The following is a 22,971-nucleotide window of genomic DNA, read 5'->3' as shown; positions in this document are numbered from 1 at the left end:
CCCGGAACCCCGATTCAGTCAGGCTGGGGTGAGGGCGCGGGCGCGGATTGTAACGGACCCTTGCCCCGCTAGCGTTAGAATGCGCGTCCTTATTTATCCACAGCTGAGAGTTGCTACGCCGATGAGCGATTGGTCCCTCGAACAGGCCCGCAAGACCTATTCGATTCCGCACTGGTCCGACGGATATTTCGACGTCGATACCGCAGGCCACTTGGTGGTCCGTCCCGTTGGCGCCGAAGGCGCGGCGGTGTCGTTGCCGCAGATTGTCGATTCGGCGCGTGCTGCCGGCGCCAAACTGCCGTTGCTGGTGCGCTTCCCGGACATCCTCGGCCAGCGCCTGGGCAAGCTGCAGGCGGCGTTCGCCCAGGCCCAGTCCGACTGGGACTACGCCGGCGGCTATACCGCGGTCTACCCGATCAAGGTGAACCAGCACCGTGGCGTGGCCGGCACGCTGGCCAGCCACCACGGCGAGGGCTTCGGCCTGGAAGCCGGTTCCAAGCCGGAGCTGATGGCGGTGCTGGCGCTGAGCCGGCCGGGCGGGCTGATCGTCTGCAACGGCTACAAGGACCGCGAGTACATCCGCCTGGCCCTGATCGGCCGCAAGCTCGGCCTGCAGACCTATATCGTCATCGAGAAGCCGTCCGAGCTGAAGCTGGTGCTGGAGGAATCCAAGGCGCTGGACGTGATGCCGGGCCTGGGCGTGCGCATGCGTCTGGCTTCGCTGGGCGCCGGCAAGTGGCAGAACAGCGGCGGCGACAAGGCCAAGTTCGGCCTGTCCCCGCGCCAGCTGCTGGACCTGTGGAAGGCCCTGCGCGACACCGAGTACGCCGATTGCCTGAACCTGCTGCATTTCCACATGGGCAGCCAGATCAGCAATGTGCGCGATATCGCCAACGGCATGCGCGAAGCCACCCGTTACTTCGTCGAGCTGTCGCAGCTGGGCGCCAAGATCAGCCACGTCGATGTCGGCGGCGGTCTGGGCATCGATTACGAAGGCACCCGTTCGCGCAGCTACTGCTCGATCAACTACGGCCTCAATGCCTACGCCAGCAACATCGTGCAGCCGCTGGCCGAAGCCTGCGAAGCGCATGGTCTGACCCCGCCTCGCATCATCACCGAGTGCGGCCGTGCAATGACCGCGCACCACGCGGTGCTGATCGCCAACGTGTCGGAAGTCGAACAGGCAGCCGAAGGGCGCGTGCCGGAAGCGCATGACGACGAGCCAGCGGCGATCCGTCATCTGCGCGAGATCCACGAGGAACTCGACCAGCGCCCGGCGGTGGAGCTGTTCCAGGAAGCCCAGCATTTCCACGCCGAAGGCTTGAGCGCCTATGCACTGGGCCAGATCGACCTGCCGCAGCGTGCGCGCATCGACGACCTGTTCTATGCCATCGCCAACGGCGTGCGCGCGCGCCTGAGCTATGACGAAAAGAGCCATCGTCCGGCGCTGGACGAATTGAACGACCGCCTGGTCGACAAGTACTTCGTCAACTTCAGCGTGTTCGAGTCGATTCCGGATGCCTGGGCAATCGACCAGGTGTTCCCGATCGTACCGATCGAGCGCTTGAACGAGCGCCCCGAGCGTCGCGGCGTGATCGCCGACATGACCTGCGATTCCGATGGCATGGTCAAGACCTACGTCGAGAACGAAAGCCTGGACAGCTCGTTGCCGCTGCACGCCGTGCGCCACGGCGAGAGCTACCGCATCGGCTTCTTCCTGGTCGGTGCCTACCAGGAAATCCTCGGCGATATCCACAACCTGTTCGGCGATACCGATGCGGTGGAAGTGGTGGTGGACGACGATGGCTACGTGATCACCCAGCAGCGCCGCGGTGATACCACCGACGTGATGCTGGACTACGTTGGTTACAGCCTGGATGACCTGCGCGCCTCGTACCGTGAGCGGGTGGCCGCAGCCGATCTGTCAGCAGAGCGTGCAGCGGAGTTGGATGCCGCACTGGAAGCGGGCCTGACCGGTTACACCTACCTGTCGGACGAACCGCTGGGCTGATCCATCAGCACAGGCAAGGAAACAGCGAACGCCGCGCAGGCTTGCCTGTGCGGCGTTTTCTTTGGCGTACTGATTCGATGTGCGCTCAGGCCCGTGGCAGCTGCAGGCTTGCGCACAGCCCGCTGCCGGTATTGCGCAGGGTCAAGCTGCCGCCATAGCTGTCGACGATGTCGGCGACTATCGCCAGTCCAAGCCCGCTGCTGCCATCACGCTCGTCCAGACGTACGCCACGTTGCAGCACCTGTTGCAGCGCTTCCTCGGCCAAGCCCGGGCCGTCGTCGATGATGTCGATCAGTACCTGCTGATTGTCTGCACGCGCCTGGATACGCACTTCATGCGCCGCCCAGCGGCCAGCGTTGTCAAGTAGGTTGCCGAGCATTTCTTCGAGGTCGGCTGTCGCCCCGGCAAAGCACAGCTGCGCATCGATATCGTCGGCGACGAAACGGATGTTGCGCTCGCCGTGAACACGCTGCATCAGTCGGCACAACGATTGCGCGACTGGCGCGACTGCGCTGCGTTGATGCCGGTCCGCGGCCATGCCAGCGGCCAGGTAGCGATCAATGCTTGCCTGCATGCGCCGGCTTTGCTCGCGCAGGGTTTGCCGCCAGTGCTCGCCGCTGCCATCGGCCTCGGCATGCAGCACGCTCAGCGGTGTCTTGAGCGCATGTGCCAGATCCTGCGCGCTGCTGCGCGCGCGGCTGACCATACGCTGGTGATGGGCCAGCAGGGCGTTGAGTTCATCGGCCAGCGGAGCCACTTCACGGCCAAGCCCCTCGCTGCTGATCTGCGCGGCATCGCCGTGACGCACCTGCTCCACGCGCCTGCCAAGCGCGCGTAAAGGACGCAGGCCGAACTGCACCTGGCTGACCAGCACCGCCAGCCACGCCGCGATCAACACCGCCATCGCCAGCGCCGAGCGCTGGCGGAAACGGGCGACATCGGCATCCAGTTGACTGCGATTGCTGGCGACAGTGACCTGCAATGGACCCTGGCTGCGCGGCAGACGCACCTGTTGGGTCAGGCCGCGCAGGGGCTGCTGCATCGGACCGCTGAAGTCCACGCCGCTTGCCTGGGTAGGAATCCTTGGAACTGGTGGTTGCAGGCTCTCATCCCACAACGAACGCGACTGCAACAACACCTGCCCATCGGTCGTGGCGATCTGCCAGTAAGCGCCGGAGAACACCCGTTGGAAGCGGGCGTCATTGGGTTCCTGACGTAGCGCAAGCTTGCCGCTGGCATCGATCTCGGCCTGTGCCAGTACGGTCAGCAGGTCCTGCTCCAGCTGCGTGTCCAGGTTGTCGCGCGCGGCCTGCTCGAACAAGCGTCCGAGCAATACGCCGGCGAGCACCGAGACCAGTACCAGCCCCAGGCCACCGGCGAGCAGCAGGCGCGCGCGCAGCGAAAGCGTCTTCATGCCGGTGCGACCAAGCGCCAGCCCTGGCCGCGCACGGTTTGGATCATGTCCACACCAAGCTTGCGCCGCAGCCGCCCCAGCAACACGTCCAGAGCATTGGAATCCGGATCATGGCCGCCGTCGAAGACCTGCTCGCCCAAGCGTTCACGGCTGACGACGCTGCCCGGATGGTGGATGAAATAGCTGAGCAGGCGGAACTCCTGCGGGCTCAGTGCCAACGGCTGTCCATCCAGCAGGAAACGCCCGGCATTGATCTCCAGCTGCAACGGCCCACAGCTCAGCTGCGCGCTGGCGTGGCCATTGCTGCGGCGGATCAGCGCCCGCAGCCGCAGGATCAGCTCATCGGCCTGGAAAGGTTTGGTCAGGTAGTCATCGGCACCGGCATCGAAACCGGCCAACTTGTCGTGCCAGCGCCCGCGTGCGGTCAGTACCAGCACCGGGAAGTCGCGGCCGTTGCCGCGCCAGCGCTCGATCACGCTGAGCCCATCCAAGCCGGGCAGGCCGAGGTCGACGATGGCTGCCTGCAGTTCCTCGATCTGGCCGAGTTCCTCGGCTTCACGGCCATCGCTGACGTGGCTGACCACGTAGCCGGCCTGCTCCAGCAAGGGTTGCAGGCGGCTGGCCAGTTCAAGGTCATCTTCGGCCAACAGGATCCGCATCAATCGTCCAGTTCGGTCTTCAGCAGGGCGCCGCTGCGGGCATCATAGTCGAGCTCGACGACCACGCCGTCTGCACGCAGGATCTCCACTTCGTAGATGCCGTCGTCGAGTTCCACTTCCAGCAGCTTGCCGGGATGTCGCTTCAGCGCATCGCGCACGATGTTTTCCAGCGGCACGTAGCGGCCCTGCTTCAAGGCCTGGCGCGCGGTCTGCTGTGCGGCGTCCTGGCCGTGGGCGATGGCCAGCGGCGTGCCGGCCATCAGCAAGGACAGGCAGGCCAGGGCAATGAGGGCGCGGGAGGAAAACATGCTGCAAGTATTGGCGTGCCCGCCTAACAATCGACTAACAGCCCCGGCTAGGGCGCTGTTAGTCAGGCGGAGGAGACTGTCCGGGCCGGGCTGATCCGGCAGCACTCAAGGAACTCCCCCATGTTGAAGTCATTGTTCGCCACCGCCGCCATCGCCGCGGCATTGAGCACCAGCGCCCATGCACAGACCAAGTCGCTGGGCATGGCCGAGGTCGAGCAGAAGCTGCGTGCCGCTGGTTACACCCAGATCCATGAGATCGAGAAGGATGATGGTCTTTGGGAAGCCGATGTCGCGCGTGCAGATGGCCGCTTCGCCGAAGTCTGGGTGGACCCGGCAACCGGCGAGATCTTCGATGAGCACGATGGCCGCACCCTGCTGGGCAGCGAGCAGATCCTGGCCCGTGCAGGCGCTGCTGGCCTGCGTGAGATCCACTCGCTGGAGCGCGATGGCGCCACCTGGAAGCTGGAAGCACGCAATGCCCGCAACCAGCGCGTGGAAGTGCGCATGAGCGGCATTGATGGCCGCATCCTGCACAGCGAGCGTGATGGCTGGTTGGACTGAGTTGCCGCGAGGCGCAGCCAAGGGCTGCGCTTCGTGCGATCAGGCGTTGCGAGCTACCTGGAAGCCAGCGAACGACTGGCTCACCGGCATCAATTCGATGCGGTTGACGTTGAGGTGCGCGGGCAGCGTGGCCACCCAGAAAATCTGCTCGGCGATGTCCTGCGCGGTCATCGGGCTGGCACCGCCGTACAGCTGATCGGATGCGGCTTGATTGCCATGCGTACGCACCAACGTAAATTCGGTTTCAGCCATGCCCGGCTCGATCGCGGTCACGCGTACGCCGGTGCCGTGCAGGTCTGCACGCAGGCCCAGCGAGAACTGGCTGACGAAGGCCTTGGTGCCGCCGTAGGCATTGCCACCCGGGTAGGGGTACAGCGCGGCGGTGGAGCTGATGTTGATGATCGCGCCACGGCGTTCGATCAGCTTGGGTAGCAGATGATGAGTCAACGTCACCAGCGCGGTGATGTTGGTGTCGATCATGGTGCGCCAGTCTTCCAGGCTGGCGTGCTGGGCAGCAGCGGTGCCCTGGGCGAGGCCTGCGTTGTTGACCAGCAGGTCGATGTCGCGGAAAGCGGGCGGCAGGGCGGCCAGAGCGGCGTCCATTGCAGCGGCGTCGCGGATGTCGAAGGCTGCGGCGTGGATCTTGTCGGCGCCGAACTCGTCCACCAATGGTTGCAGGCGCTCGGCACGACGACCGGTGGCGATCACTTTCCAGCCGGCCGCAGCAAAGCGGCGGACAGCGGCGGCGCCGAAGCCGGACGTGGCGCCGGTGATCAGGGCGGTCTTGGACATTGCGGAATCCTTGGGGCGGGGAACTTGGATTTTCGCACTGTGGGGGCGTTGGCGGTATGGGAAGGTGGGGCCAGCATCAGATGCAAGGCCAAAGCCAAAGCAGGTGCAGAGCTTTCGCCCGCCTGCGGCGCGCGAGCGCACCTTTCTTTGCTTGTGCAAAGAAAGGTGGCCCAAAGAAAGCACACCCTGCCTCCGCGCCCACGCCGCTATGCGACGTGGGTCCACTCCGCTGCCGGGATTTTTCGACGATACATCCATGTATCGTCGAAAAACGACGTGCGTCCTGCACGTCGCCCCATGCGGGGTCTTGTCCGTCAGCTCCGTCGCTACGGAAGGGGACCCGGTAGATCAACGGCAACAGCCAAAGCCAAAGCCAAAGCCAAAGCCCTTCCCTTGGCTACGCCCGGTTTATTGGTGTATCGCTGGATTCAGGCGGCTGCCCCGCGGTTATGCAGACTGGCTGCGAGCCCTGAGGAAATACACAAGGCCAAGCGCAAAGATGAGCAGCGGCATCGCAATTGCGACGAACCCATCTTCACTGAAGTGGCGGACATTCACTGCGAACCAAGCCGCCCCAACCACCATGCCGATCAAACCCGAAATCTTCTTGCCAGTCATAAGACCTCCTCCCCAGGGTTGAATTGCCAAGAAGCCGGAAAATAATCTGAGCGTCAGCCAGAAGCAACTCAGTCCGCCCCTGCCGCCCAACCCGCGATCTGTCAGTTCGCAGCGCCGCCGCTCTCAGCCCCCGCCCTTGCGCCGAAGGCGCAGGGGAGGGTTGGGGAGGGGTGCTCTTGCTCTTCGCAGGAACAAAAACAACGCGAAGAAGCTCTCTGCCGACCGCGCGCAAACAAAGTCTCGGATGCGCTGCGCTCACCCGGGCTACAACAGCACGAACAAATAGCCCTGACATCAAAACGATGTCAGGGCTTAGATGATCGAGAAGCTTCTCGAGCGATCTGTCAGTCGCAACAGCCCCCTTTAGTAAAGGGGGCGCGCCGACAGGCGCAGGGTTGTGGTTGTAACGGGAGTGGGGCCCAAGGTTTGCGCAGCAAATTTTGGGGTGAAGCCGCCATCGGCGGTTTCACTTCCCCCCTTTTGTAAAGGGGGCGCGCCGACAGGCGCGGGGATTTGGAGAAGACGGGCACGGGGCCCAAAGTTTGCTTCACAAACTTTGGGGTGAAGCCGCCGTAGGCGACTTCACTGCGCCTTGATCGCCATAGCCTGCAGACCAGTGCCGTTGAGCTTAGCCTTGGCTTCGGCCAGTTCGCTGGCGGTGCCATACGGGCCCATGCGCACGCGGTACACGGTGTTGCCGTTGATCTGCGCCGATTCCACCCGTGCAGCCAAACCCATCATCGCCAGTTTGGCCTTGGTCGACTCGGCATCACCCGAAGCACCAAATGCGCCCGCCTGCAGGATGTAGCGCACGTTCTCGGTCGCTGCTGCCGGGGCGGCAGTTGCAACCGTCGCAGCCGGAGCAGGAGTTGCCGCGGCGGGCGCCGTCTTGGGAGCCGTGGCCGTAGCTGCCGGAGCAACGCTGGCAACCTGCGCCGGGCGCGCAGCGGTTTCGCTGATCGGTGCCGGCTGGCGGGTGGTCTCGCTCACCGGTGCCGGCAACGGACGCCCTTCCAGCGCAGCCTGCGCACGCTGGGCATCGGTCGGCGGGGTGGCCGGCGTTGCGGCCGCAGTCGCGCGTGCAGCAGCTGCACGACGCTGTTCCTCGGCCTTGGCACTTGCTGCCAACTCGGCGTCGGACATCTGTACTTCGGTGCCTGGCAGCAGGGTGTAGAAGTCGTACTGGGTGGCTGGCTTTTCCTCCGGCTTGGCACCGGCAGGCGTGGCTGGCTTGTTCGATTCCACCCCGGCGTCGACGTCGGCGTCAGCGACCGGTGCCGGCTGTGCGTCCGGGTTGGGTTGCGGGCCTACGCGCAGGAAACCGTCGCCGTCCTTCTTGAACAGGTTGGGCGCCGCCAGGAACACCACCGCCGCAATCGCCACGCCGGCAACCAGCCACACCCAGCCGGGCGTGCCATTGTCGTTGTTGCGCCGGGCTTGGGTTTTGCCGCGTCGTGCTGCCATGTCTACTGCGTCTCCAGGTGTTTACATCTTTTCCGGGGCACTGACGCCCAGGATGCTCAGGCCATTGGCCAGGGTCTGCCGTGCGGCGCTGGCCAAGGTGAGTTTGGCGTTGCGCTCAGCGGCATCATCCACCAGCACGGGGGTGCCGTGATACCACGTGTGGAAAGCGTGTGCCAATTCACGCAGATACTGCGCGACCTGATGCGGTTCCAGCGCGATGCCGGCCGCTTCCACCACTTCCGGGTAGCGCGAGATTTCGTTCATCAGTTCCAGCGAGGTGTCGTCGCCCAGACGCGACAGCGCGGCCAGACCTTCGGCCTGCTTGTAGTCCAGGCCCTTCTCCTGCGCCTGGCGCAGCAACGAGCAGACGCGGGCATGCGCGTACTGCACGTAGAACACCGGGTTGTCGCTGCTCTGCTGGCGAGCCAGGTCGATGTCGAAGGTCAGCTGTGAATCGGGCTTGCGCGCGATCAGGAACCAACGCACCGCATCGCTGCCCACTTCTTCGATCAGGTCGCGCAGGGTCAGGTAGCTGCCGGCACGCTTGGAAAGCTTCACTTCCTCGCCGCCGCGCATCACCGTCACCATCTGGTGCAGCACGTATTCCGGCCAGCCCTTGGGGATGCCCAGGTCCAGTGCCTGCAGGCCAGCGCGCACGCGCGCCAGCGAGCCGTGGTGGTCGGCGCCCAGTTCGGTGATGGCGCGTTCGTAACCGCGCTGCCACTTGCTCAGGTGATAGGCCACGTCCGGCAGGAAGTAGGTGAAGGTGCCGTCGGACTTGCGCATCACGCGGTCCTTGTCGTCACCAAAATCGGTGGAGCGCAGCCACAGCGCGCCGCCTTCCTCATAGGTGTGGCCGGAGCTGATCAGCTGCTGCACGGTCTCGGCAACCTTGCCGTCCTTGTACAGCGAGCTTTCCAGGAAGTAGATGTCGAAATCCACGCCGAATGCGGCCAGGTCCAGGTTCTGCTCGTTGCGCAGATAGGCCACCGCAAAGCGGCGCACTTCTTCCAGGTTTTCGGCATCCTTGGCGCCGACGATCTGGCTGCCTTCCAGGTCCACGGTCTCACCCAGCAGGTAGGCCTTGGCCACGTCGCCGATGTAGTCGCCGTTATAGGCTTCCGCCGGCCATTGCTCGTCGCCCGGTTTGAAGCCGCGCGCACGTGCCTGCACCGACTTGGCCAGGTTTTCGATCTGCACGCCGGCGTCGTTGTAATAGAACTCGCGCTTGGCGTTCCAACCGTTGACTTCCAGCACGCGGGCGATGCAATCGCCGATCACACCAGCGCGGCCGTGGCCGACATGCAGCGGACCGGTCGGGTTGGCCGACACGTATTCGACGCCGACGCTGCGGCCGTTGCCGCTCAGGTTGCGGCCGTAGTCTTCGGCTTCCTTGAGCACGCTGACCACTTCGCGCTGGTAAGCCACCGGCGAGAGTTTGAAATTGATGAAGCCAGGGCCGGCGATCTCGACACTGACGATGTCGTCGCTGGCCGGCAACGCGGCAAGCAGCGCCTGGGCAACGGCGCGCGGATTGCTGCGCGCGGCCTTGGCCAGCAGCATGGCGGCGTTGGTGGCGAAATCACCGTGTTCGCGGGTCTTGGGTCGTTCGACCACGAAATCCGGCGGCAGGGTGTCGGCAGGCAAAGTGCCGTTGGCGCGCAAGGCTTCGATGCCTTGGCCGATGAGGGCGCGGAGTTGGGCTTTCACGTGACTATTCTGCTTGAAGCGCGGAACTGACCATTTTACCTGACCTGCGTCACGGCCGCCTGCGGGCCGCTGGCAGGGGTCAGCAATGTCAAAAAAACAGAAAGACTGCGCCCGCCAGCAGGCATGTGGCATTACGTCCGCGGCCGGGCGGATTCGGGGAGCGGGGTCCGGGCGGGGTGGTTCAGGCTGAGCCGTTCAGACCCAGCCACGCGCGGCCAGCGACACCGGCGCGCCGTCGCCGATCACGAAATGGTCCAGCAGGCGGATATCCACCAGCGCCAGGGCCTGCTGCAGCCGCGTGGTAATGGCGCGGTCGGCCGCCGACGGTTCAGGATTCCCGGACGGGTGATTGTGGCCGACGATCACCGCTGCAGCGTTGTGGGCCAAGGCCTGGCGGACGACTTCACGCGGATGTACCTCGGCGCTGTCTACCGTTCCTGTGGATAACTCTTCAAAGGCCAAAGCCCGATGCCGGTTGTCCAGGAACAGCGCCGCGAACACCTCCTGCGGCCGGTGGCGCAGGCGCTGGGCGAAGTAGCGGCCGGCGGCGGCCGGGTCGGTCAGTGCATCGCCGCGCTCCAGCCCGGCGGCCAGATGGCGCCGGCCCAGTTCCAGCGCGGCGCTGAGCTGGCAGGCGCGGGCCGGGCCAAGCCCGGGCAGCTTGGCCAGTTGCGGCGCGCTGCGGTCCAGCAGCGCCCGCAGCGGGCCATGCGCCTGCAGCAGCTCGCGCGCGGTCTGCACCGCATCACGTCCGCGCAGGCCCGAGCCGAGGAAGATCGCCAGCAGTTCAGCATCGGAAAGTGCGGCCGCGCCGCGTGCCAATAATTTTTCGCGCGGGCGTTCAGCGCTGGGCCAATCACGGATATGCATGAGTGGCAGATTCACCGCCATTTGCCAAAAACTGGATCAGGCGTAACAAAGCCTTCGGTTAAGCTAACCCTTCTTCTGTACCTAGGAATCCCCATCCGTGACCAGCGTTTCCCCCACTTCCCGCCCCTTGGAAGGACAGAAGCTGCTGCTATGCGTAGGCGGCGGCATCGCCGCGTACAAGTCGCTGGAGCTGGTGCGTAGGCTGCGTGATGCCGGCGCCACCGTGCAGGTGGCGATGACGGCTGGTGCGCAGCAGTTCGTCACTCCGCTGAGCTTCCAGGCGCTGTCCGGCCATCCCACCCGCACCACCCTGTGGGACAGTGCTGCCGAGCAGGCCATGGGCCATATCGAACTGGCGCGCTGGGCCGACCGCATCATCATCGCCCCGGCCACTGCCGATCTGCTGGCGCGGCTGGCGCACGGCAATGCCGACGATCTGGTGACCACGTTGTGTCTGGCCAGCACGGCACCGCTGACGGTGTGCCCGGCAATGAACCATCGCATGTGGCTGCACCCGGCCACCCAGGCCAACATGGCATTGCTGCGCGAGCGCGGCGTGCAGGTGATCGGACCGGAAGATGGCCCGCTGGCCGAGGGTGAATCCGGCCCCGGTCGGGTCAGCGAGGCACCGACCATCATTGCCGCGCTTGCCGGCAATGTGGCCCCGCAGGCGTCGGCCAAGCCGGGCCGGCTGAACGGCATGCGCGTACTGATCAGTGCTGGTCCCACCTACGAAGATCTGGACCCGGTGCGCTACGTCGGCAACCGTTCCAGCGGCAAGATGGGCTATGCCTTGGCCGCCGCCGCCGCCCGTCAGGGCGCACAGGTGGTGCTGGTCAGCGGCCCGGTGCAGCTGGCCACCCCGGCCGGCGTGCAGCGCATTGATGTGCGCTCGGCCGCGCAGATGCGCGATGCCGTGCTCGGCGCCTTGCCGGCTGATATCTACATCGGTGCCGCCGCCGTGGCCGATTACACCCCGCGGCAGGTCTCACCGCAGAAGCTGAAGAAGACCGCCGGCACCCAGACCCTGACCCTGGAGCTGGTGCGTACCGCCGACATCCTCGCCGAAGTAGCCGTGCACGAGCAGGCCTTGAAGCTGGTGGTGGGCTTTGCCGCTGAAACCCACGATGTGGAGAAGTACGCGCGCGGCAAGCTGGCAGACAAGCATCTGGATCTGATCATCGCCAACCAGGTCGGCATTGCCGGCAATGGTTTTGAGAGTGACCAGAACGCGGCCGTGGCCTACTGGAACGGCGGCCTGCGCGAGTTCCCGGGCACCGCCAAGACCCAGCTGGCCGAACAATTACTGGATTTGATTGCCGAGAGGTTGGACGCATGAGTAATGGACTGCAGCCCTTGCAGGTGAAATTGCTGGACCCGCGCTTCGGCGACAGCTGGCCGTTGCCGGCCTACGCCACCGAGGCCAGCGCCGGCATGGACCTGCGTGCGGCGACCGAAGCACCGCTGACGTTGGAGCCGGGCGATGCGGCGCTGCTGCCCAGCGGCATCGCGATCCATATCGCCGATCCGGGCCTGTGCGCGGTGGTTCTGCCGCGCTCCGGACTGGGTCATCGGCACGGCATCGTGCTCGGAAATGGCACCGGCCTGATCGATGCCGATTACCAGGGACCACTGCTGATCAGCGTGTGGAACCGCGGCCGCGACGCCTTCACCATCGAACCGGGCGACCGGATCGCGCAGTTGGTGGTGATGCCGATTGCACGCGTAACGTTGCAGGTAGTAGATACTTTCATCGACAGTGCACGTGGAACGGGTGGATTCGGCCACACCGGGGTGCGCTGACAGGGGGAACGCACGATGAGCCAAGGCAACGAGAGCGGGCGACCACGTCCTGCGCTGGGTCGATCAACGCCACTGCTGGCGGTACTGCTGCTGCTGTTGGCCGGGTGGTTCGGCTGGAGCGCGGTAGATCAATGGATGCAGTCCGGTACCAGTGCCGGGCTTGAGCAATCCCGCGATCAGGCCGTGACCGGCGTGCAACAGGCATTGGCCGCGCAGACCGCGCAGTTCGGCAAGCAGCTGGCGCTGGAGCCGGTGAAAGTCGCGCTGGCCAGCGGTGATGCAGCCGCTGTCGCCTTGGCGGTACGTGACAAGTGGACCGGCGTGGAAGACGCGCAGGTTCTCGACGCCAGCTTGGTCGAGGCTTATGCCGAGCCAGCGGCGTTCGGCTACTCGCGGCTGGCCCTGCTGGAGCAGGCGATGGCCACCGGCCAGCCGGTGGCGCTGGTGGTTCGCGATGGCGGCAGCCCGCGACTGGGTCTGGCCGCACCGGTGCTGCTGCAGGGCAAGCCGGCGGTGGTCTACATCCGCCAGTCGCTGACCCGGCTTACCTCCGTGTTTGATGGCATTGATTCGCCGAGCAGTGCCTTCCTCGGGCTGCGTCAGGGCGGTTTTACCATCGTCCAGAAAGGCGCAACCAACTTGGGCAACAGCGCCGATGCACTGGCGCGCCCGGTTGGCGACACCGGTCTGCGCGTTGTTGCCGAGCTGCCGGATGCAAACACCGGTGCGATGGGCCTGGGGGTGATTGCCAGCGCCATCGTGGCGCTGTTGCTGCTGGCCACTGCTTTGTTGTTGCTGCTGGGGCGCAAGCGTTTGGCGAATCTGCCGGTCCTGCGCAAGAACACCGTGCAGGCCGACGATGGTGGTCTGACCTTGCAGGAAGCACTGCAGCAGGACCCGCAGCCGCTACCGGCTTCGGCCAATGCGCGCGCGGGCGATGCGCCGCAAGCGCGCGCTGAGCCGGGTGCCGACGCGGTATTGCCAGTCATTTTCCGCGCCTACGACATCCGTGGCGTGCTTGGCACCGAGTTGAATGGAAGTGTCGCCACGCTGATCGGTCAGGCCATCGGCAGCGAAATGCAGGCACAGGGCCTGCGCGATGTGGTGGTGGGCCGCGACGGTCGTCTGTCCGGACCGGAGCTTGCCGATGCCTTGATCACTGGCCTGCGCCGCGCTGGCTGCGATGTGATCGATATCGGTATGGCACCGACTCCGGTTGTGTACTTCGCCAGCTATCACCTGCGCGCAGGCAGCTGCGTTGCGGTCACTGGCAGCCACAACCCGCCGGACTACAACGGCTTCAAGATCGTCATCGGTGGCGAGACGCTGTCCGGCGATGCCATCACAGATCTGTACAAGCGCATCCAGGAAGGCCGCCTGCAGCATGCCGACAGCGAAGGCAGCCTGCAGCAGCGCGAGGTCATCAACGACTACGTGCAGCGCATCGCCGACGACGTGCAGCTGGACCGCCCGCTCAAGATCGTTGCCGATGCCGGCAATGGCGTGGCCGGCGCGGTGGCGCCGCAGTTGCTGGAGGCCATCGGGGCCGAGGTGATTCCGCTGTACTGCGAGGTGGATGGCAACTTCCCCAACCACCACCCGGACCCCAGCGACCCGCACAACCTCGAAGACCTGGTGCAGATGGTCAAGCGTTTCGACGCGGACCTCGGTGTGGCCTTCGACGGGGATGGCGACCGCCTGGGCGTGGTCACCAAGGACGGTAAGATCATCTTTGCCGACCGCCTGCTGATGCTGTTCGCTGCCGATGTGCTGGCCCGCAACCCCGGCGCGATGGTCATCTACGACGTGAAGTGCACGGGCAAGTTGTCGGACTACATCCTGCGCAACGGCGGCAGCCCGATGATGTGGAAGACCGGGCATTCGCTGGTCAAGGCCAAGATGCGCGAGACCGATGCCGAGCTGGCCGGCGAGATGAGCGGCCACTTCTTCTTCAAGGAGCGCTGGTACGGCTTTGATGATGGCCTGTACGCGGCGGCGCGCCTGCTGGAGATTCTGGCGCAGCGTGATGAAGAACCGTCCGAGGTATTGAACGAGCTGCCGGATGCGGTGTCCACGCCGGAGCTGAAGGTGGAAGTGGAAGAAGGTACCCAGCATGCGCAGGTGGCCTTGATCGTGGCCGCAGCGCAGGTGGAGGACTCGCCGTTCGCAGGCGCGCGCATCTCGACGATCGACGGCCTGCGGGCCGACTTCAGCGATGGCTGGGGTCTGGTGCGCGCCTCCAACACCACGCCGGTGCTGGTGCTGCGCTTCGAGGCCAATGACGAAGTGGCGCTGGAGCGGATCAAGGGCGTGTTCCGCGAGCAGTTGCTGCAGGTGTTGCCGGCGGGGACCGAACTGGGTTTGTTAGGGATTGTTGCCGTTGCACGAAAGGCTGTCCGCGCGCTGGGTGGGGGGCCTTTCTTTGTTTTTGGTTTTGTGGCTGCGGCTTCAGCCGCGAAGCCACTGCTGCCTCAGTTCTAGACGGGCTGCAATTCGAGACTAGCTGGCGGCTGTTGTTTCAGTAGCTTCGCGGCTGACGCCGCTCCCACAACCACCACAGCCTTTATGTCCCACCAAACCGCAAACCAACTCCTGGCTCGGTAAACAGATAGCGCGACTCCAGTGCTGAATCGCCCAGCTTGTGCCGCAATCGCCCCACCAGGATGCGCAGGTAATGCGTGTCGTGCCGGTGCGTTGGTCCCCAGATTTCCTGCAGGATCTGCGGCTGGGTCACTACCCGCCCGGCATTGCGCAACAGCAGGGCCAGCAACGCGTATTCCTTGCGGGTCAGTGCAATCGCTTCGCCATCCACACGTACATCGCGGCGCGACAGGTCGATATGCAGGCGGCCGTCATCAAACACCGGCACCTGGCCTTCGCTATCGGTGCTGCGGCTGCGTAGCAGGGCACGCACCCGCGCCATCAACTCCTGGGTGCCGAACGGCTTGGTCACGTAGTCGTTGGCGCCGTTGTCCAAGGCGCGGACCTTTTCGGCTTCACCGGCGCGCACACTGAGCATGATCACCGGCACTTGGCTCCATTGCCGCAGCTCTGCCAGTACGTCGTGGCCTTCCATGTCGGGCAGGCCGATATCCAGCACCACCAGATCGGCGCCATCCTCGGCCAGCCGTTGCAGGCCTTCGGCGCCGTTGGCGGCCTGGCTGACCGCATAACCCTGCGCGCGCAGCGAAATATCCAGGAAACGCCGGATCTGCACTTCGTCATCGACCACCAGCACGCGCGGCGGCGGAATGGCCGGCGTTTCAGCCGTCATCGCGCGGACTCTCGGGGTGTGGCTGGAGCAGGGGCAGGGTCATGCGGATCAGGGTACCGCGTCCGTCGCGTCCCGGCAGCGCTTCAACGCTGCCACCGTGGGCGCCGATCATGCCTTGGCAGATGGTCAAGCCCAGACCGGTGCCCTGGCGGCCGCGGTCGCCGCGCTCCACGCTGTAGAACATGTCGAAGATGCGCGAGCGCTCGGCATCGGGAATGCCGGGGCCGGCGTCGATCACCTCGATGCGCAGTTCGTTGGCCTGCTGGCGAGCGCGCACTTCCACCGGCACGCCCGGTGGCGAGAACTTGGCGGCGTTCTCCATCACATTGAATACCGCCTGCTCGACCAGCGCCGGGTGCACCCAGATCGGTGTCATGTCCGCTGGGATATCCAGCTGCAGGCGTACGTCCGGTTGGTAGCGCTGCAGGCGGCGTGCGGCCGAGCCGATCAGCTCATCCACGCCTATCCAGTCACGGTTGAGCTTGAGCCCGTCGTGGCCGAGCCGGGTCATGTCGAGCAGGTTCTGGATGTAGCGGTCCAGCCGCTCGCCCTCGACCACGATGGTGTCGAGCAGGGCGCGGCGATCGCTGGCATCCATCGCATCGGCGTAGTTGGACAGGCTGTCGGCGGAGCCAATCATCGCCGCCAGCGGGGAGCGCAGGTCATGCGAGACCGAGGACAACAGGGCAGATCGTAGACGCTCGGTTTCGTTATGCAGATGCGCGGTTTCCAAGTCAGCTACCAAGCGCGTGCGCAATGCCGCCTGGGCGATGTCGTCGGCCATCGCTTCCACCAACTGGCGCTGTTCCGGGGCCAGGCGTGGATGCTGATGGTCAAAGCGAAGCCCGGCTACGCCGATCGCGTGTGCCTCGCCGTCGAGCAGTGGCAGGAACCACCAGTCGGCGCCGGCCAATGTATCGGTGAAGCGGCCGGCCGGTTGCCCATGGCGCAGTGCCCAGTCGGCGGCGGCCAGATCGGTGTCGCCCGGTGCAGCCGTGCCACTGGTGCTGATGTCATCGCCCAGCCGCACCCATGCCGGTGCATCCAGTGCTTGTTCCAAGGCAACACGGCCGGCGTGCCCAACTTGGGCGTTGTCGGTAGCGCCGACCAATTGCCGGCCCAAGGTCTGCCGCACATTGGCATGGCGATTGGCCGCGCGCAGCGCTACCACCTGCATGCGCAGACGTGATGCAAGCCGGCCTGCGACCAGCGCAGCGGCGAGGAACAGGAAGACGGTGATCACGCCTTGCCGCGCGCTGATCGCAAAGGTGAAGCGCGGTGCGATGAAGAAGAAGTTGTAGGCCAAAAAGCACAGCGTCGCTGCCAGCACCGCCGCACTCATTCGGGTACGCGCGGCCACTAGCACTACCGCGACGATGAACACCATCGCCAGATCGCTCAGGCCTATCCAGTGTTCACCCAGCCATGCCGCCAAGCAGGCGCCGGCGGTGGCGAGCACTGCAGTCGTTGCATCCTTGCCCCAGCTGTCGGGCGCAAGCGACAGCCCGAAGCGACGTGCATTGGCGCGCGCCTGCGGGGTGCTGATGATGGTGATTTCGTAGTGCGCACCGCGCTGGATCAGTTGCTGGGTCAAGGTCTGGTTGAACAGCCGTGCCAGCGGCCGCTCGCGGGTGCGGCCCAGCACCAGTGACGACACCGCGTTGTGCGCGGCGTAATCGAGCAGCGCATCGGCAATGCCCGGCCCATGCAGCAGCTCGGCATCACCGCCGAGCCGCCGTGCCAGCGCGAAAGCATCGTCGATCTCGCGGCGGGTAGCCTCGTCGTGGCGACGGTGTTGCACGGTTACCACGGTCCATGGCGCATCGCGGCGCTCGGCGATGCGCCGCGCCACCCGCACCAGATACTCGCTCTGGCCGCCGCCGTCGATGGCGACCACTACGCGGCGGCGTAGCGGCAGATTGCCTTCGCCGCGCGCGGCGCGGGTCTCGCGCAAGCTGCTGTCGACGCGGTCGGCGGCTTCCTGCATCGCCAATTCGCGCAAGGCAGTGAGGTTGGCCGGCGAGAAGAATGCCTGCAATGCCTGCGCTGCCTGTTCGGGCACGTAGACCTTGCCTTGCTGCAGGCGTTCGATCAGCTCGCGCGGTGGCAGGTCGACCAGCACGATGTCGTGCAGGCGGTCGAACACCACGTCGGGCACGGTCTCGCTGACGCGCACGCCGGTGATACGCATCACCACATCGTTGAGGCTTTCCAGATGCTGGATGTTGATCGTGGTCCACACGTCGATACCGGCATCGAGCAGTTCCATCACGTCCTGCCAGCGACGTTCGTGACGGCTGCCGGGAGCGTTGCGATGGGCCAACTCATCTACCAGCACCAGTGCCGGCTTGCGGGCCAGCACCGCATCCAGGTCCATCTCCTGCAGCTGATGGCCGTGGTATTCCAGTACGCACATTGCAATGCGCGGCAGGCCGTCGAGCAGGGCAGCGGTGTCGCTGCGGCCGTGGGTTTCAACCACGGCCGCCACCACATCCACCCCGCGCCGCAGCTGTTCCTGGGCGCGGGTGAGCATGCTGAAGGTCTTGCCCACGCCCGGTGCGGCGCCGAGGAAGACGGTCAGCTTGCCACCGGCATCGCGTTGCAAGGCCTCGGCCAAGGCATCGGCCTGGCGGCTACGGGAGTCGTTCATGGCCACGATTGTGCGCTGTTGCTGGTGCGGCCGACATCACGGCGCATGCGCGGCCTAATCCAGTGCCTGGTTGAGGGCGATTACATTTATGCGCGGTTGCCCGAACACGCCCCATTGGCGGTCCTGCAGCTGTGCATCAACCAGCGCCTGCACCTGTGCCAGCGGCAAACCACGTGCAGCGGCCACACGCGCCACCTGCACCTGTACGGCAGCAGGCGACAACTCCGGATCCAAGCCGCTGGCCGACTGCGTGACCAGATCGCCAGGCACGGTGGCCGGATCGATCTTCTCGCGCGCTGCTGCGGCAGCAGTGGCTTCGCTGACGCGCTTGACCAGGTCTGAATTGCTGCGCGCCATGTTGCTGCCGGCCGCGGCCATCGGATCGTAGTTGGCAGCCGAAGGACGCGTCTGGAAGTAGCCATCGGCAACGAACGGCTGCGCCAGGTACAGCGAGCCACGCACCTGTCCGTCGGCATCGCGGATCAGGCTGCCATCGGCTTGTGCCGGGAACAGCGAGCCGGAGATGCCGGTCGCCAGCACCGCATAGACCAGGCCGGTGCCGAGCAGGCCGAACAGCGACAGGCCAATGGCCGGCCGCCACAGCGGGTTGCCGGAACGACGAGGGGAAGTGTTGGAGGTGTTCATGCGCCAAATACCAGAGCAAGCAGAAGGTCGATGGCCTTGATGGCCGCAAATGGCAGCAGCACGCCGCCCAAGCCGTACACCAGCATGTTCCGCCGCAGCAGCGCGGTGGCAGTGGCCGGACGGAAGCGCACACCGCGCAGGGCGAGCGGAATCAAGGCCGGGATCACCAGCGCATTGAAGATCAGCGCAGCCAGTACCGCATTGCGCGGGCTGGACAGCTGCATCACGTTCAATGCCGCCATCGACGGGATGCTGGCGGCGAACAGTGCCGGCAAGATCGCGAAGTACTTGGACACGTCATTGGCCAGCGAGAAGGTGGTCAGCGCGCCGCGGGTGATCAGCTGTTGCTTGCCGACTTCCACCACGGCCAGCAGCTTGGCCGGATCCGAGTCCAGATCGACCATGTTGCCGGCCTCCTTGGCCGCCTGCGTACCGGAGTTCATCGCCAGACCAATATCGGCCTGGGCCAGTGCCGGCGCATCGTTGGTGCCGTCGCCGACCATCGCCACCAGTCGGCCACCGGCCTGCTCGGCACGGATACGTGCCAGCTTGTCTTCCGGTCGAGCTTGGGCGATGTAGTCATCGACACCGGCCTCGGCAGCGATGGCGGCAGCGGTGAGTGGGTTGTCGCCGGTGATCATCACCGTGCGGATACCCATCGCCCGCAGCTGGGCGAACTTTTCGCGCATGCCGTGCTTGACCACGTCGGCCAGTTCCACAACACCGAGGACGTGGCGGCCTTCGCTGACCACCAGCGGCGTAGCACCGCCACGGGCAACCTGATCCACCCGCGCCTGCAGCTCGTTCGGCACGGTGCCGCCCAGCGCCAGTACATGTGCGGTGATGGCATCGCCAGCGCCCTTGCGGATGCTGCGGCCGTTGTCGAGGTCGACACCTGACATGCGGGTTTGTGCGGTGAAAGCGAGATACTCCGCTTTGTCCGGCTCGGCGGTGGTGCAAGCCTGCTCGCGGGCCAGACGCACGATGGATTTGCCTTCCGGGGTCGGGTCGGCCAAGGACGACAGCAGCGATGCTTCACGCAGCTGTGTAGCGTCGATGCCGGCCAGCGGATGGAAGTGCGTGGCCTGACGGTCGCCGTAGGTGATGGTGCCGGTCTTGTCCAGCAGCAGTACGTCGACGTCGCCGGCCACTTCCACTGCCTTGCCGGACTTGGCCAGTACATTGGCTGACAGCGCACGGTTCATGCCGGCGATGCCGATAGCTGGCAGCAGGCCGCCGATGGTGGTCGGAATCAGACACACCAGCAGGGCAATCAGCAGCAGCGGATCAACCGTGACGCCGACAAAGCCAGCAATCGCCGGCAGCGTTGCCACCACCACCAGGAAGGTCAGCGACATTGCCGCCAGCAACAGGGTCAGCGCGATTTCGTTCGGCGTCTTCTGCCGGTTCGCACCTTCCACCAGCGCAATCATGCGGTCCAGGAAGCTATGGCCCGGCTCGGCACTGACCCGCACCACGATCTCGTCGGACAGCACCTTGGTGCCGCCGATCACGCCGGAGCGGTCGGTTTCGGCCTCGCGCAGCACCGGGGCCGATTCGCCAGTGACGGCAGCTTCGTTGATGGTGGCAAGGCCACGCACAATCTCGCCATCGGCCGGCACGAACTCGCCGGCACTGACGATCACATACTCACCCGGGCGCAGCTCGGCGGCGGGTACACGGCTTTCGGCAGCACCCTGCAACGGCGTGGCGACACGCCGTGCGACCAGGTCCTGGCGTGCACGTCGCAGCGACGCGGCCTGGCCACGGCCACGCGCCTCGGCCACGGCTTCGGCGAAATTGCCGAACAACACCGTCACCAGCAGGATCGCGGTGACGGCCAGGCCGAAGCCCATCGGCGCATTGCCGCTGAGGGTGACGATCAGCGCCAGCACGGTGCCGACCATCACCACCGCCATCACCGGGTTGTGCAGCAGGTGCAACGGCGACAGCTTGCGTACCGAGTCGAGCAGGGCACGGCGCAGGCCGGCCGCATCGAGCAGGGCGGGGCGGCGCGAGGCCGCGGGAGAAGCAGAACGGTTCATGGGGGCGTTCACGGTGAGGGGGCTCCCTGCAGGGCCAGCAGGCTCAGGTGTTCGGCTACCGGGCCAAGCACCAATGCCGGCAGGAACTGCAGCACGGTAAGGACAATGACCACGCAGATAAGCGTCAATGCGAAGGTCGGGGTTTCAATCTGCAGGCTGCCGGCGCTTTGCGGCACCTGCTTTTTAGCGGCCAACTGCGTGGCGATGATCAGCGGGATGATCAGGATCGGGAACCGACCCAGCGCCAACACCAGCGCACAGCTCAGGTTCCACCACACGGTGTTGTCGGCTAGCCCTTCAAAGCCGGAGCCGTTGTTGGCATAGGCCGAAGTGAACTCGTAGAACACTTGGCTGATGCCATGGAAACCGGGGTTGGAGGTGCCGGCCAGGCCGGGGATGGCCAGGGTCAGCGCGGTCAGCCCGAGCAGGGTGATCGGCTGCAGCAGCACCAGTACCGCGAGCAGGCGCACCTGCGGCGTTTCCAGTTTGCGGCCGAGCAGTTCGGGCGTGCGTCCGGTCATCAAGCCGGCCAGGAACACCGCCATCATCAGATAGACCAGGAACTGCTGGATGCCGCAGCCAATGCCGCCCCAGATAGCGCTGATCAACATGTTGACGATGGGCATCATGCCGCCGAGCGGGCTCAGCGAATCGTGCATGCCGTTGACCGAGCCGTTCTGCACCTGGGTGGTGATGGATGACCACAGCGCCGTGCCATCGGCGCCGAATCGGGCTTCCTTGCCTTCCATCAGCAACGCACTGGCGGCACTGGCGCTATGACCTTCCAGCCACATGCTGGCGCTGGTGGCGATGACCGACATGGTCAGCATGCAGCCGAATACCAGGGCGCCAAAGCGACGCCGGCCGGTGAAGCTGCCGAGCATGCAGATGATGGCCATCGGGATCAGCAGGATGCCCATCAACTCCAACGCGTTCGACAGCGGCGTGGGGTTTTCCAGCGGGAAGCTGCTGTTCGGGCCGTACCAGCCGCCGCCATTGGCGCCAAGCTGCTTGGCCGCGACCATCGCCGCGACCGGGCCGATCGGGATCTTCTGCGTTTCCATGCCAGCACTGGCATCGATGGGCGTCGCTTGCGGGCCAGCGGCCAGCGTGGAAGGCACGCCCTGCCAGTTCAGCAGCAGCGTCCATACCAGGCACAGCGGCAGCAGGAAGCGCAGACACAGACGCACCACGTCGGCGTAGTAGTTGCCTACGGTGACGCGTACCGCGGTGTTGCTGTTGTCGCTCGTCGCCGGCTTCATGAACAAGGCGCGCAGCGTTGCCACCGCAAGTGCCAAGCCCATCATCGGGGTGATCACCTGCAGGCCGGTGATGCCGGTCATCTGCGAGAAGTAGGACAGCTGTGCCTGACCGCTGTAATGCTGCTGGTTGGTGTTGGTCAGGAACGACACCATGGTGTGGAACGCGGTGTCCCAACGCATGTTGGGGATGTTGTCCGGGTTCAACGGCAACCAGGCCTGGGTCATGAACACCGCCTGTGTCAGTACCGCCAACACCAGGTTGCTGATCAGGAACGCGACCACATAGCCGCGCCAGGACATGGAGTGGTTGGGATCAACGCCGAGCACGCGGTACAGCGGCTTTTCGATCCAATGGAAGAGGACGTCGATACGCATCGGCGTACCGCGCATCAGCCGCGCCAGGTACAGGCCGAGCGGCCATGCCAGCGCAAGGCTGGCCAGAATGATGAGGATGGGTTCAATCACGACGGCGCTCCTCAGAACGACTCAGGTCGAAGGACCGCGTACAACAAGTAGGCAGCGGCGATCAGCACCACTACGCCGCACAACAGAGCAAGCCAGCCGGGCATGGAAACCTCGAATTACGATCAGGACGCGGCCGGGGCTGCCGGAACGCACGTCAGTGGACGGGTAGGGCGGCAGGCAGGCGCGAACGACAAGTCTGATCACCCCGATCAGAGCGCTATCGTCCGCCTGAGGGGCGTAAACGATCGACGCTGCTGGGGCGGGGCTGGCGTAAAAGGCGCGTAAAAAGTGGGGTTTGGGGTGAGGCGGGTGGGATTGTGGTGGGAGTAGAGCCGGAGCAGAAGCGAAAGCCACAAGCCAGAAGCCAGAAGCCAACACCCACACGCCACCCGACACCCGCCTCCCGCCAGCCGGCACACG

Annotated in this window: 18 protein-coding genes and 1 pseudogene; 5 read left to right on the top strand and 14 right to left on the bottom strand. The window is 65.3% G+C overall.

The genetic code is table 11. The features are described from left to right. The first annotated feature begins 121 nt into the window (after positions 1-121). Positions 122-2,011 carry an arginine decarboxylase gene (gene speA / locus ACVOLR_RS09125; protein WP_481536174.1) on the top strand — a complete coding sequence of 630 codons (1,890 nt, stop codon included), beginning with the start codon at positions 122-124 and terminating at the stop codon, positions 2,009-2,011. A gap of 85 nt (positions 2,012-2,096) precedes the next feature. Here speA and ACVOLR_RS09120 read toward each other — a convergent pair whose 3' ends face one another. The 3 genes from ACVOLR_RS09120 to ACVOLR_RS09110 are packed head-to-tail and all read right to left on the bottom strand — an operon-like array spanning position 2,097 to position 4,392. Then, positions 2,097-3,425: an ATP-binding protein gene (locus ACVOLR_RS09120; protein ID WP_481536173.1), complete on the bottom strand. Its 1,329-nt coding sequence runs from the start codon at positions 3,423-3,425 to the stop codon at positions 2,097-2,099. Continuing rightward, the gene (locus ACVOLR_RS09115; RefSeq protein ID WP_481536172.1) at positions 3,422-4,084 is read right to left on the bottom strand and encodes a response regulator transcription factor; all 663 of its coding nucleotides are present in this window, start codon (positions 4,082-4,084) and stop codon (positions 3,422-3,424) included. Before ACVOLR_RS09115 ends, ACVOLR_RS09120 begins: the two co-directional genes overlap by 4 nt. Further along, positions 4,084-4,392 (bottom strand): PepSY domain-containing protein, encoded by a 309-nt coding sequence (locus ACVOLR_RS09110; RefSeq protein ID WP_481536171.1) that lies wholly within the window; start codon positions 4,390-4,392, stop codon positions 4,084-4,086. The genes ACVOLR_RS09115 and ACVOLR_RS09110 overlap by 1 nt, the downstream gene beginning before the upstream one ends. 120 nt (positions 4,393-4,512) lie before the next feature. Here ACVOLR_RS09110 and ACVOLR_RS09105 point away from each other — a divergent pair, with 120 nt between their 5' ends. Next, positions 4,513-4,953, top strand: a complete 441-nt coding sequence (locus tag ACVOLR_RS09105) for a PepSY domain-containing protein (protein WP_481536170.1) — start codon at positions 4,513-4,515, stop codon at positions 4,951-4,953. 39 nt (positions 4,954-4,992) lie between these two features. Here ACVOLR_RS09105 and ACVOLR_RS09100 read toward each other — a convergent pair whose 3' ends face one another. The 5 genes from ACVOLR_RS09100 to radC all read right to left on the bottom strand — a co-directional run bounded on the left by ACVOLR_RS09100 (position 4,993) and on the right by radC (position 10,407). After that, the gene (locus tag ACVOLR_RS09100; protein ID WP_481536169.1) at positions 4,993-5,745 is read right to left on the bottom strand and encodes an SDR family NAD(P)-dependent oxidoreductase; all 753 of its coding nucleotides are present in this window, start codon (positions 5,743-5,745) and stop codon (positions 4,993-4,995) included. A 447-nt stretch (positions 5,746-6,192) separates the two neighbouring features. Beyond that, entirely contained in the window at positions 6,193-6,363 is a 171-nt protein-coding gene (locus ACVOLR_RS09095) for a hypothetical protein (RefSeq protein ID WP_481536168.1), read from the bottom strand. 582 nt (positions 6,364-6,945) lie between these two features. Then, positions 6,946-7,827 carry an SPOR domain-containing protein gene (locus ACVOLR_RS09090; protein WP_481536167.1) on the bottom strand — a complete coding sequence of 294 codons (882 nt, stop codon included), beginning with the start codon at positions 7,825-7,827 and terminating at the stop codon, positions 6,946-6,948. Between the two features lie 21 nt (positions 7,828-7,848). Then, positions 7,849-9,537: an arginine--tRNA ligase gene (argS, locus tag ACVOLR_RS09085; RefSeq protein WP_481536166.1), complete on the bottom strand. Its 1,689-nt coding sequence runs from the start codon at positions 9,535-9,537 to the stop codon at positions 7,849-7,851. A gap of 195 nt (positions 9,538-9,732) precedes the next feature. Then, positions 9,733-10,407: a RadC family protein gene (gene radC, locus ACVOLR_RS09080; RefSeq protein ID WP_481536216.1), complete on the bottom strand. Its 675-nt coding sequence runs from the start codon at positions 10,405-10,407 to the stop codon at positions 9,733-9,735. Positions 10,408-10,504: 97 nt separating this feature from the next. Between radC and coaBC the strand changes: the two genes are divergently transcribed. From coaBC to ACVOLR_RS09065, 3 genes and pseudogenes are all read left to right on the top strand, one after another. Beyond that, the gene (gene coaBC, locus ACVOLR_RS09075; protein ID WP_481536165.1) at positions 10,505-11,746 is read left to right on the top strand and encodes a bifunctional phosphopantothenoylcysteine decarboxylase/phosphopantothenate--cysteine ligase CoaBC; all 1,242 of its coding nucleotides are present in this window, start codon (positions 10,505-10,507) and stop codon (positions 11,744-11,746) included. Then, positions 11,743-12,210 (top strand): dUTP diphosphatase, encoded by a 468-nt coding sequence (dut, locus tag ACVOLR_RS09070; protein WP_296253083.1) that lies wholly within the window; start codon positions 11,743-11,745, stop codon positions 12,208-12,210. The genes coaBC and dut overlap by 4 nt, the downstream gene beginning before the upstream one ends. A 15-nt stretch (positions 12,211-12,225) precedes the next feature. Next, positions 12,226-14,553, top strand: a pseudogene (locus ACVOLR_RS09065) (phosphomannomutase/phosphoglucomutase); the annotation flags it as partial. A 220-nt stretch (positions 14,554-14,773) separates the two neighbouring features. On the opposite strand, the gene ACVOLR_RS09060 reads toward ACVOLR_RS09065, so the two are convergent. From ACVOLR_RS09060 to ACVOLR_RS09035, 6 genes are read right to left on the bottom strand one after another with little or no spacing between them, the layout of a single operon-like run. After that, positions 14,774-15,484, bottom strand: a complete 711-nt coding sequence (locus ACVOLR_RS09060) for a response regulator transcription factor (RefSeq protein WP_481536164.1) — start codon at positions 15,482-15,484, stop codon at positions 14,774-14,776. Next, positions 15,474-18,134 carry an ATP-binding protein gene (locus tag ACVOLR_RS09055; protein WP_481536163.1) on the bottom strand — a complete coding sequence of 887 codons (2,661 nt, stop codon included), beginning with the start codon at positions 18,132-18,134 and terminating at the stop codon, positions 15,474-15,476. The genes ACVOLR_RS09060 and ACVOLR_RS09055 overlap by 11 nt, the downstream gene beginning before the upstream one ends. 54 nt (positions 18,135-18,188) lie before the next feature. Continuing rightward, the gene (kdpC, locus tag ACVOLR_RS09050; protein ID WP_481536162.1) at positions 18,189-18,779 is read right to left on the bottom strand and encodes a potassium-transporting ATPase subunit KdpC; all 591 of its coding nucleotides are present in this window, start codon (positions 18,777-18,779) and stop codon (positions 18,189-18,191) included. After that, positions 18,776-20,824, bottom strand: a complete 2,049-nt coding sequence (gene kdpB, locus ACVOLR_RS09045; RefSeq protein ID WP_481536161.1) for a potassium-transporting ATPase subunit KdpB — start codon at positions 20,822-20,824, stop codon at positions 18,776-18,778. Before kdpB ends, kdpC begins: the two co-directional genes overlap by 4 nt. An 8-nt stretch (positions 20,825-20,832) precedes the next feature. Then, complete coding sequence (gene kdpA, locus ACVOLR_RS09040; protein WP_481536160.1) at positions 20,833-22,551, bottom strand: potassium-transporting ATPase subunit KdpA; 1,719 nt, start codon at positions 22,549-22,551, stop codon at positions 20,833-20,835. Positions 22,552-22,562: 11 nt separating this feature from the next. Further along, complete coding sequence (locus ACVOLR_RS09035) at positions 22,563-22,655, bottom strand: potassium-transporting ATPase subunit F (RefSeq protein WP_054660392.1); 93 nt, start codon at positions 22,653-22,655, stop codon at positions 22,563-22,565. Positions 22,656-22,971 lie beyond the last annotated feature (316 nt).

The organism is Stenotrophomonas sp. STEN030, assembly GCF_056759995.1.
This window is presented reverse-complemented; position numbering and strand designations above follow the sequence as displayed.

Excerpts from the sequence above, each read along its gene's own strand:
- radC (WP_481536216.1), bottom strand. The coding sequence starts at position 10,407 with ATGCATATCCGTGATTGGCCCAGCGCTGAACGCCCGCGCGAAAAATTA.
- speA (WP_481536174.1), top strand. The coding sequence starts at position 122 with ATGAGCGATTGGTCCCTCGAACAGGCCCGCAAGACCTATTCGATTCCG.
- ACVOLR_RS09100 (WP_481536169.1), bottom strand. The coding sequence starts at position 5,745 with ATGTCCAAGACCGCCCTGATCACCGGCGCCACGTCCGGCTTCGGCGCC.
- ACVOLR_RS09090 (WP_481536167.1), bottom strand. The coding sequence starts at position 7,827 with ATGGCAGCACGACGCGGCAAAACCCAAGCCCGGCGCAACAACGACAAT.
- ACVOLR_RS09105 (WP_481536170.1), top strand. The coding sequence starts at position 4,513 with ATGTTGAAGTCATTGTTCGCCACCGCCGCCATCGCCGCGGCATTGAGC.
- ACVOLR_RS09110 (WP_481536171.1), bottom strand. The coding sequence starts at position 4,392 with ATGTTTTCCTCCCGCGCCCTCATTGCCCTGGCCTGCCTGTCCTTGCTG.
- ACVOLR_RS09060 (WP_481536164.1), bottom strand. The coding sequence starts at position 15,484 with ATGACGGCTGAAACGCCGGCCATTCCGCCGCCGCGCGTGCTGGTGGTC.
- kdpB (WP_481536161.1), bottom strand. The coding sequence starts at position 20,824 with ATGAACCGTTCTGCTTCTCCCGCGGCCTCGCGCCGCCCCGCCCTGCTC.
- dut (WP_296253083.1), top strand. The coding sequence starts at position 11,743 with ATGAGTAATGGACTGCAGCCCTTGCAGGTGAAATTGCTGGACCCGCGC.
- ACVOLR_RS09095 (WP_481536168.1), bottom strand. The coding sequence starts at position 6,363 with ATGACTGGCAAGAAGATTTCGGGTTTGATCGGCATGGTGGTTGGGGCG.
- ACVOLR_RS09055 (WP_481536163.1), bottom strand. The coding sequence starts at position 18,134 with ATGAACGACTCCCGTAGCCGCCAGGCCGATGCCTTGGCCGAGGCCTTG.
- kdpC (WP_481536162.1), bottom strand. The coding sequence starts at position 18,779 with ATGAACACCTCCAACACTTCCCCTCGTCGTTCCGGCAACCCGCTGTGG.
- ACVOLR_RS09035 (WP_054660392.1), bottom strand. The coding sequence starts at position 22,655 with ATGCCCGGCTGGCTTGCTCTGTTGTGCGGCGTAGTGGTGCTGATCGCC.
- ACVOLR_RS09120 (WP_481536173.1), bottom strand. The coding sequence starts at position 3,425 with ATGAAGACGCTTTCGCTGCGCGCGCGCCTGCTGCTCGCCGGTGGCCTG.
- ACVOLR_RS09115 (WP_481536172.1), bottom strand. The coding sequence starts at position 4,084 with ATGCGGATCCTGTTGGCCGAAGATGACCTTGAACTGGCCAGCCGCCTG.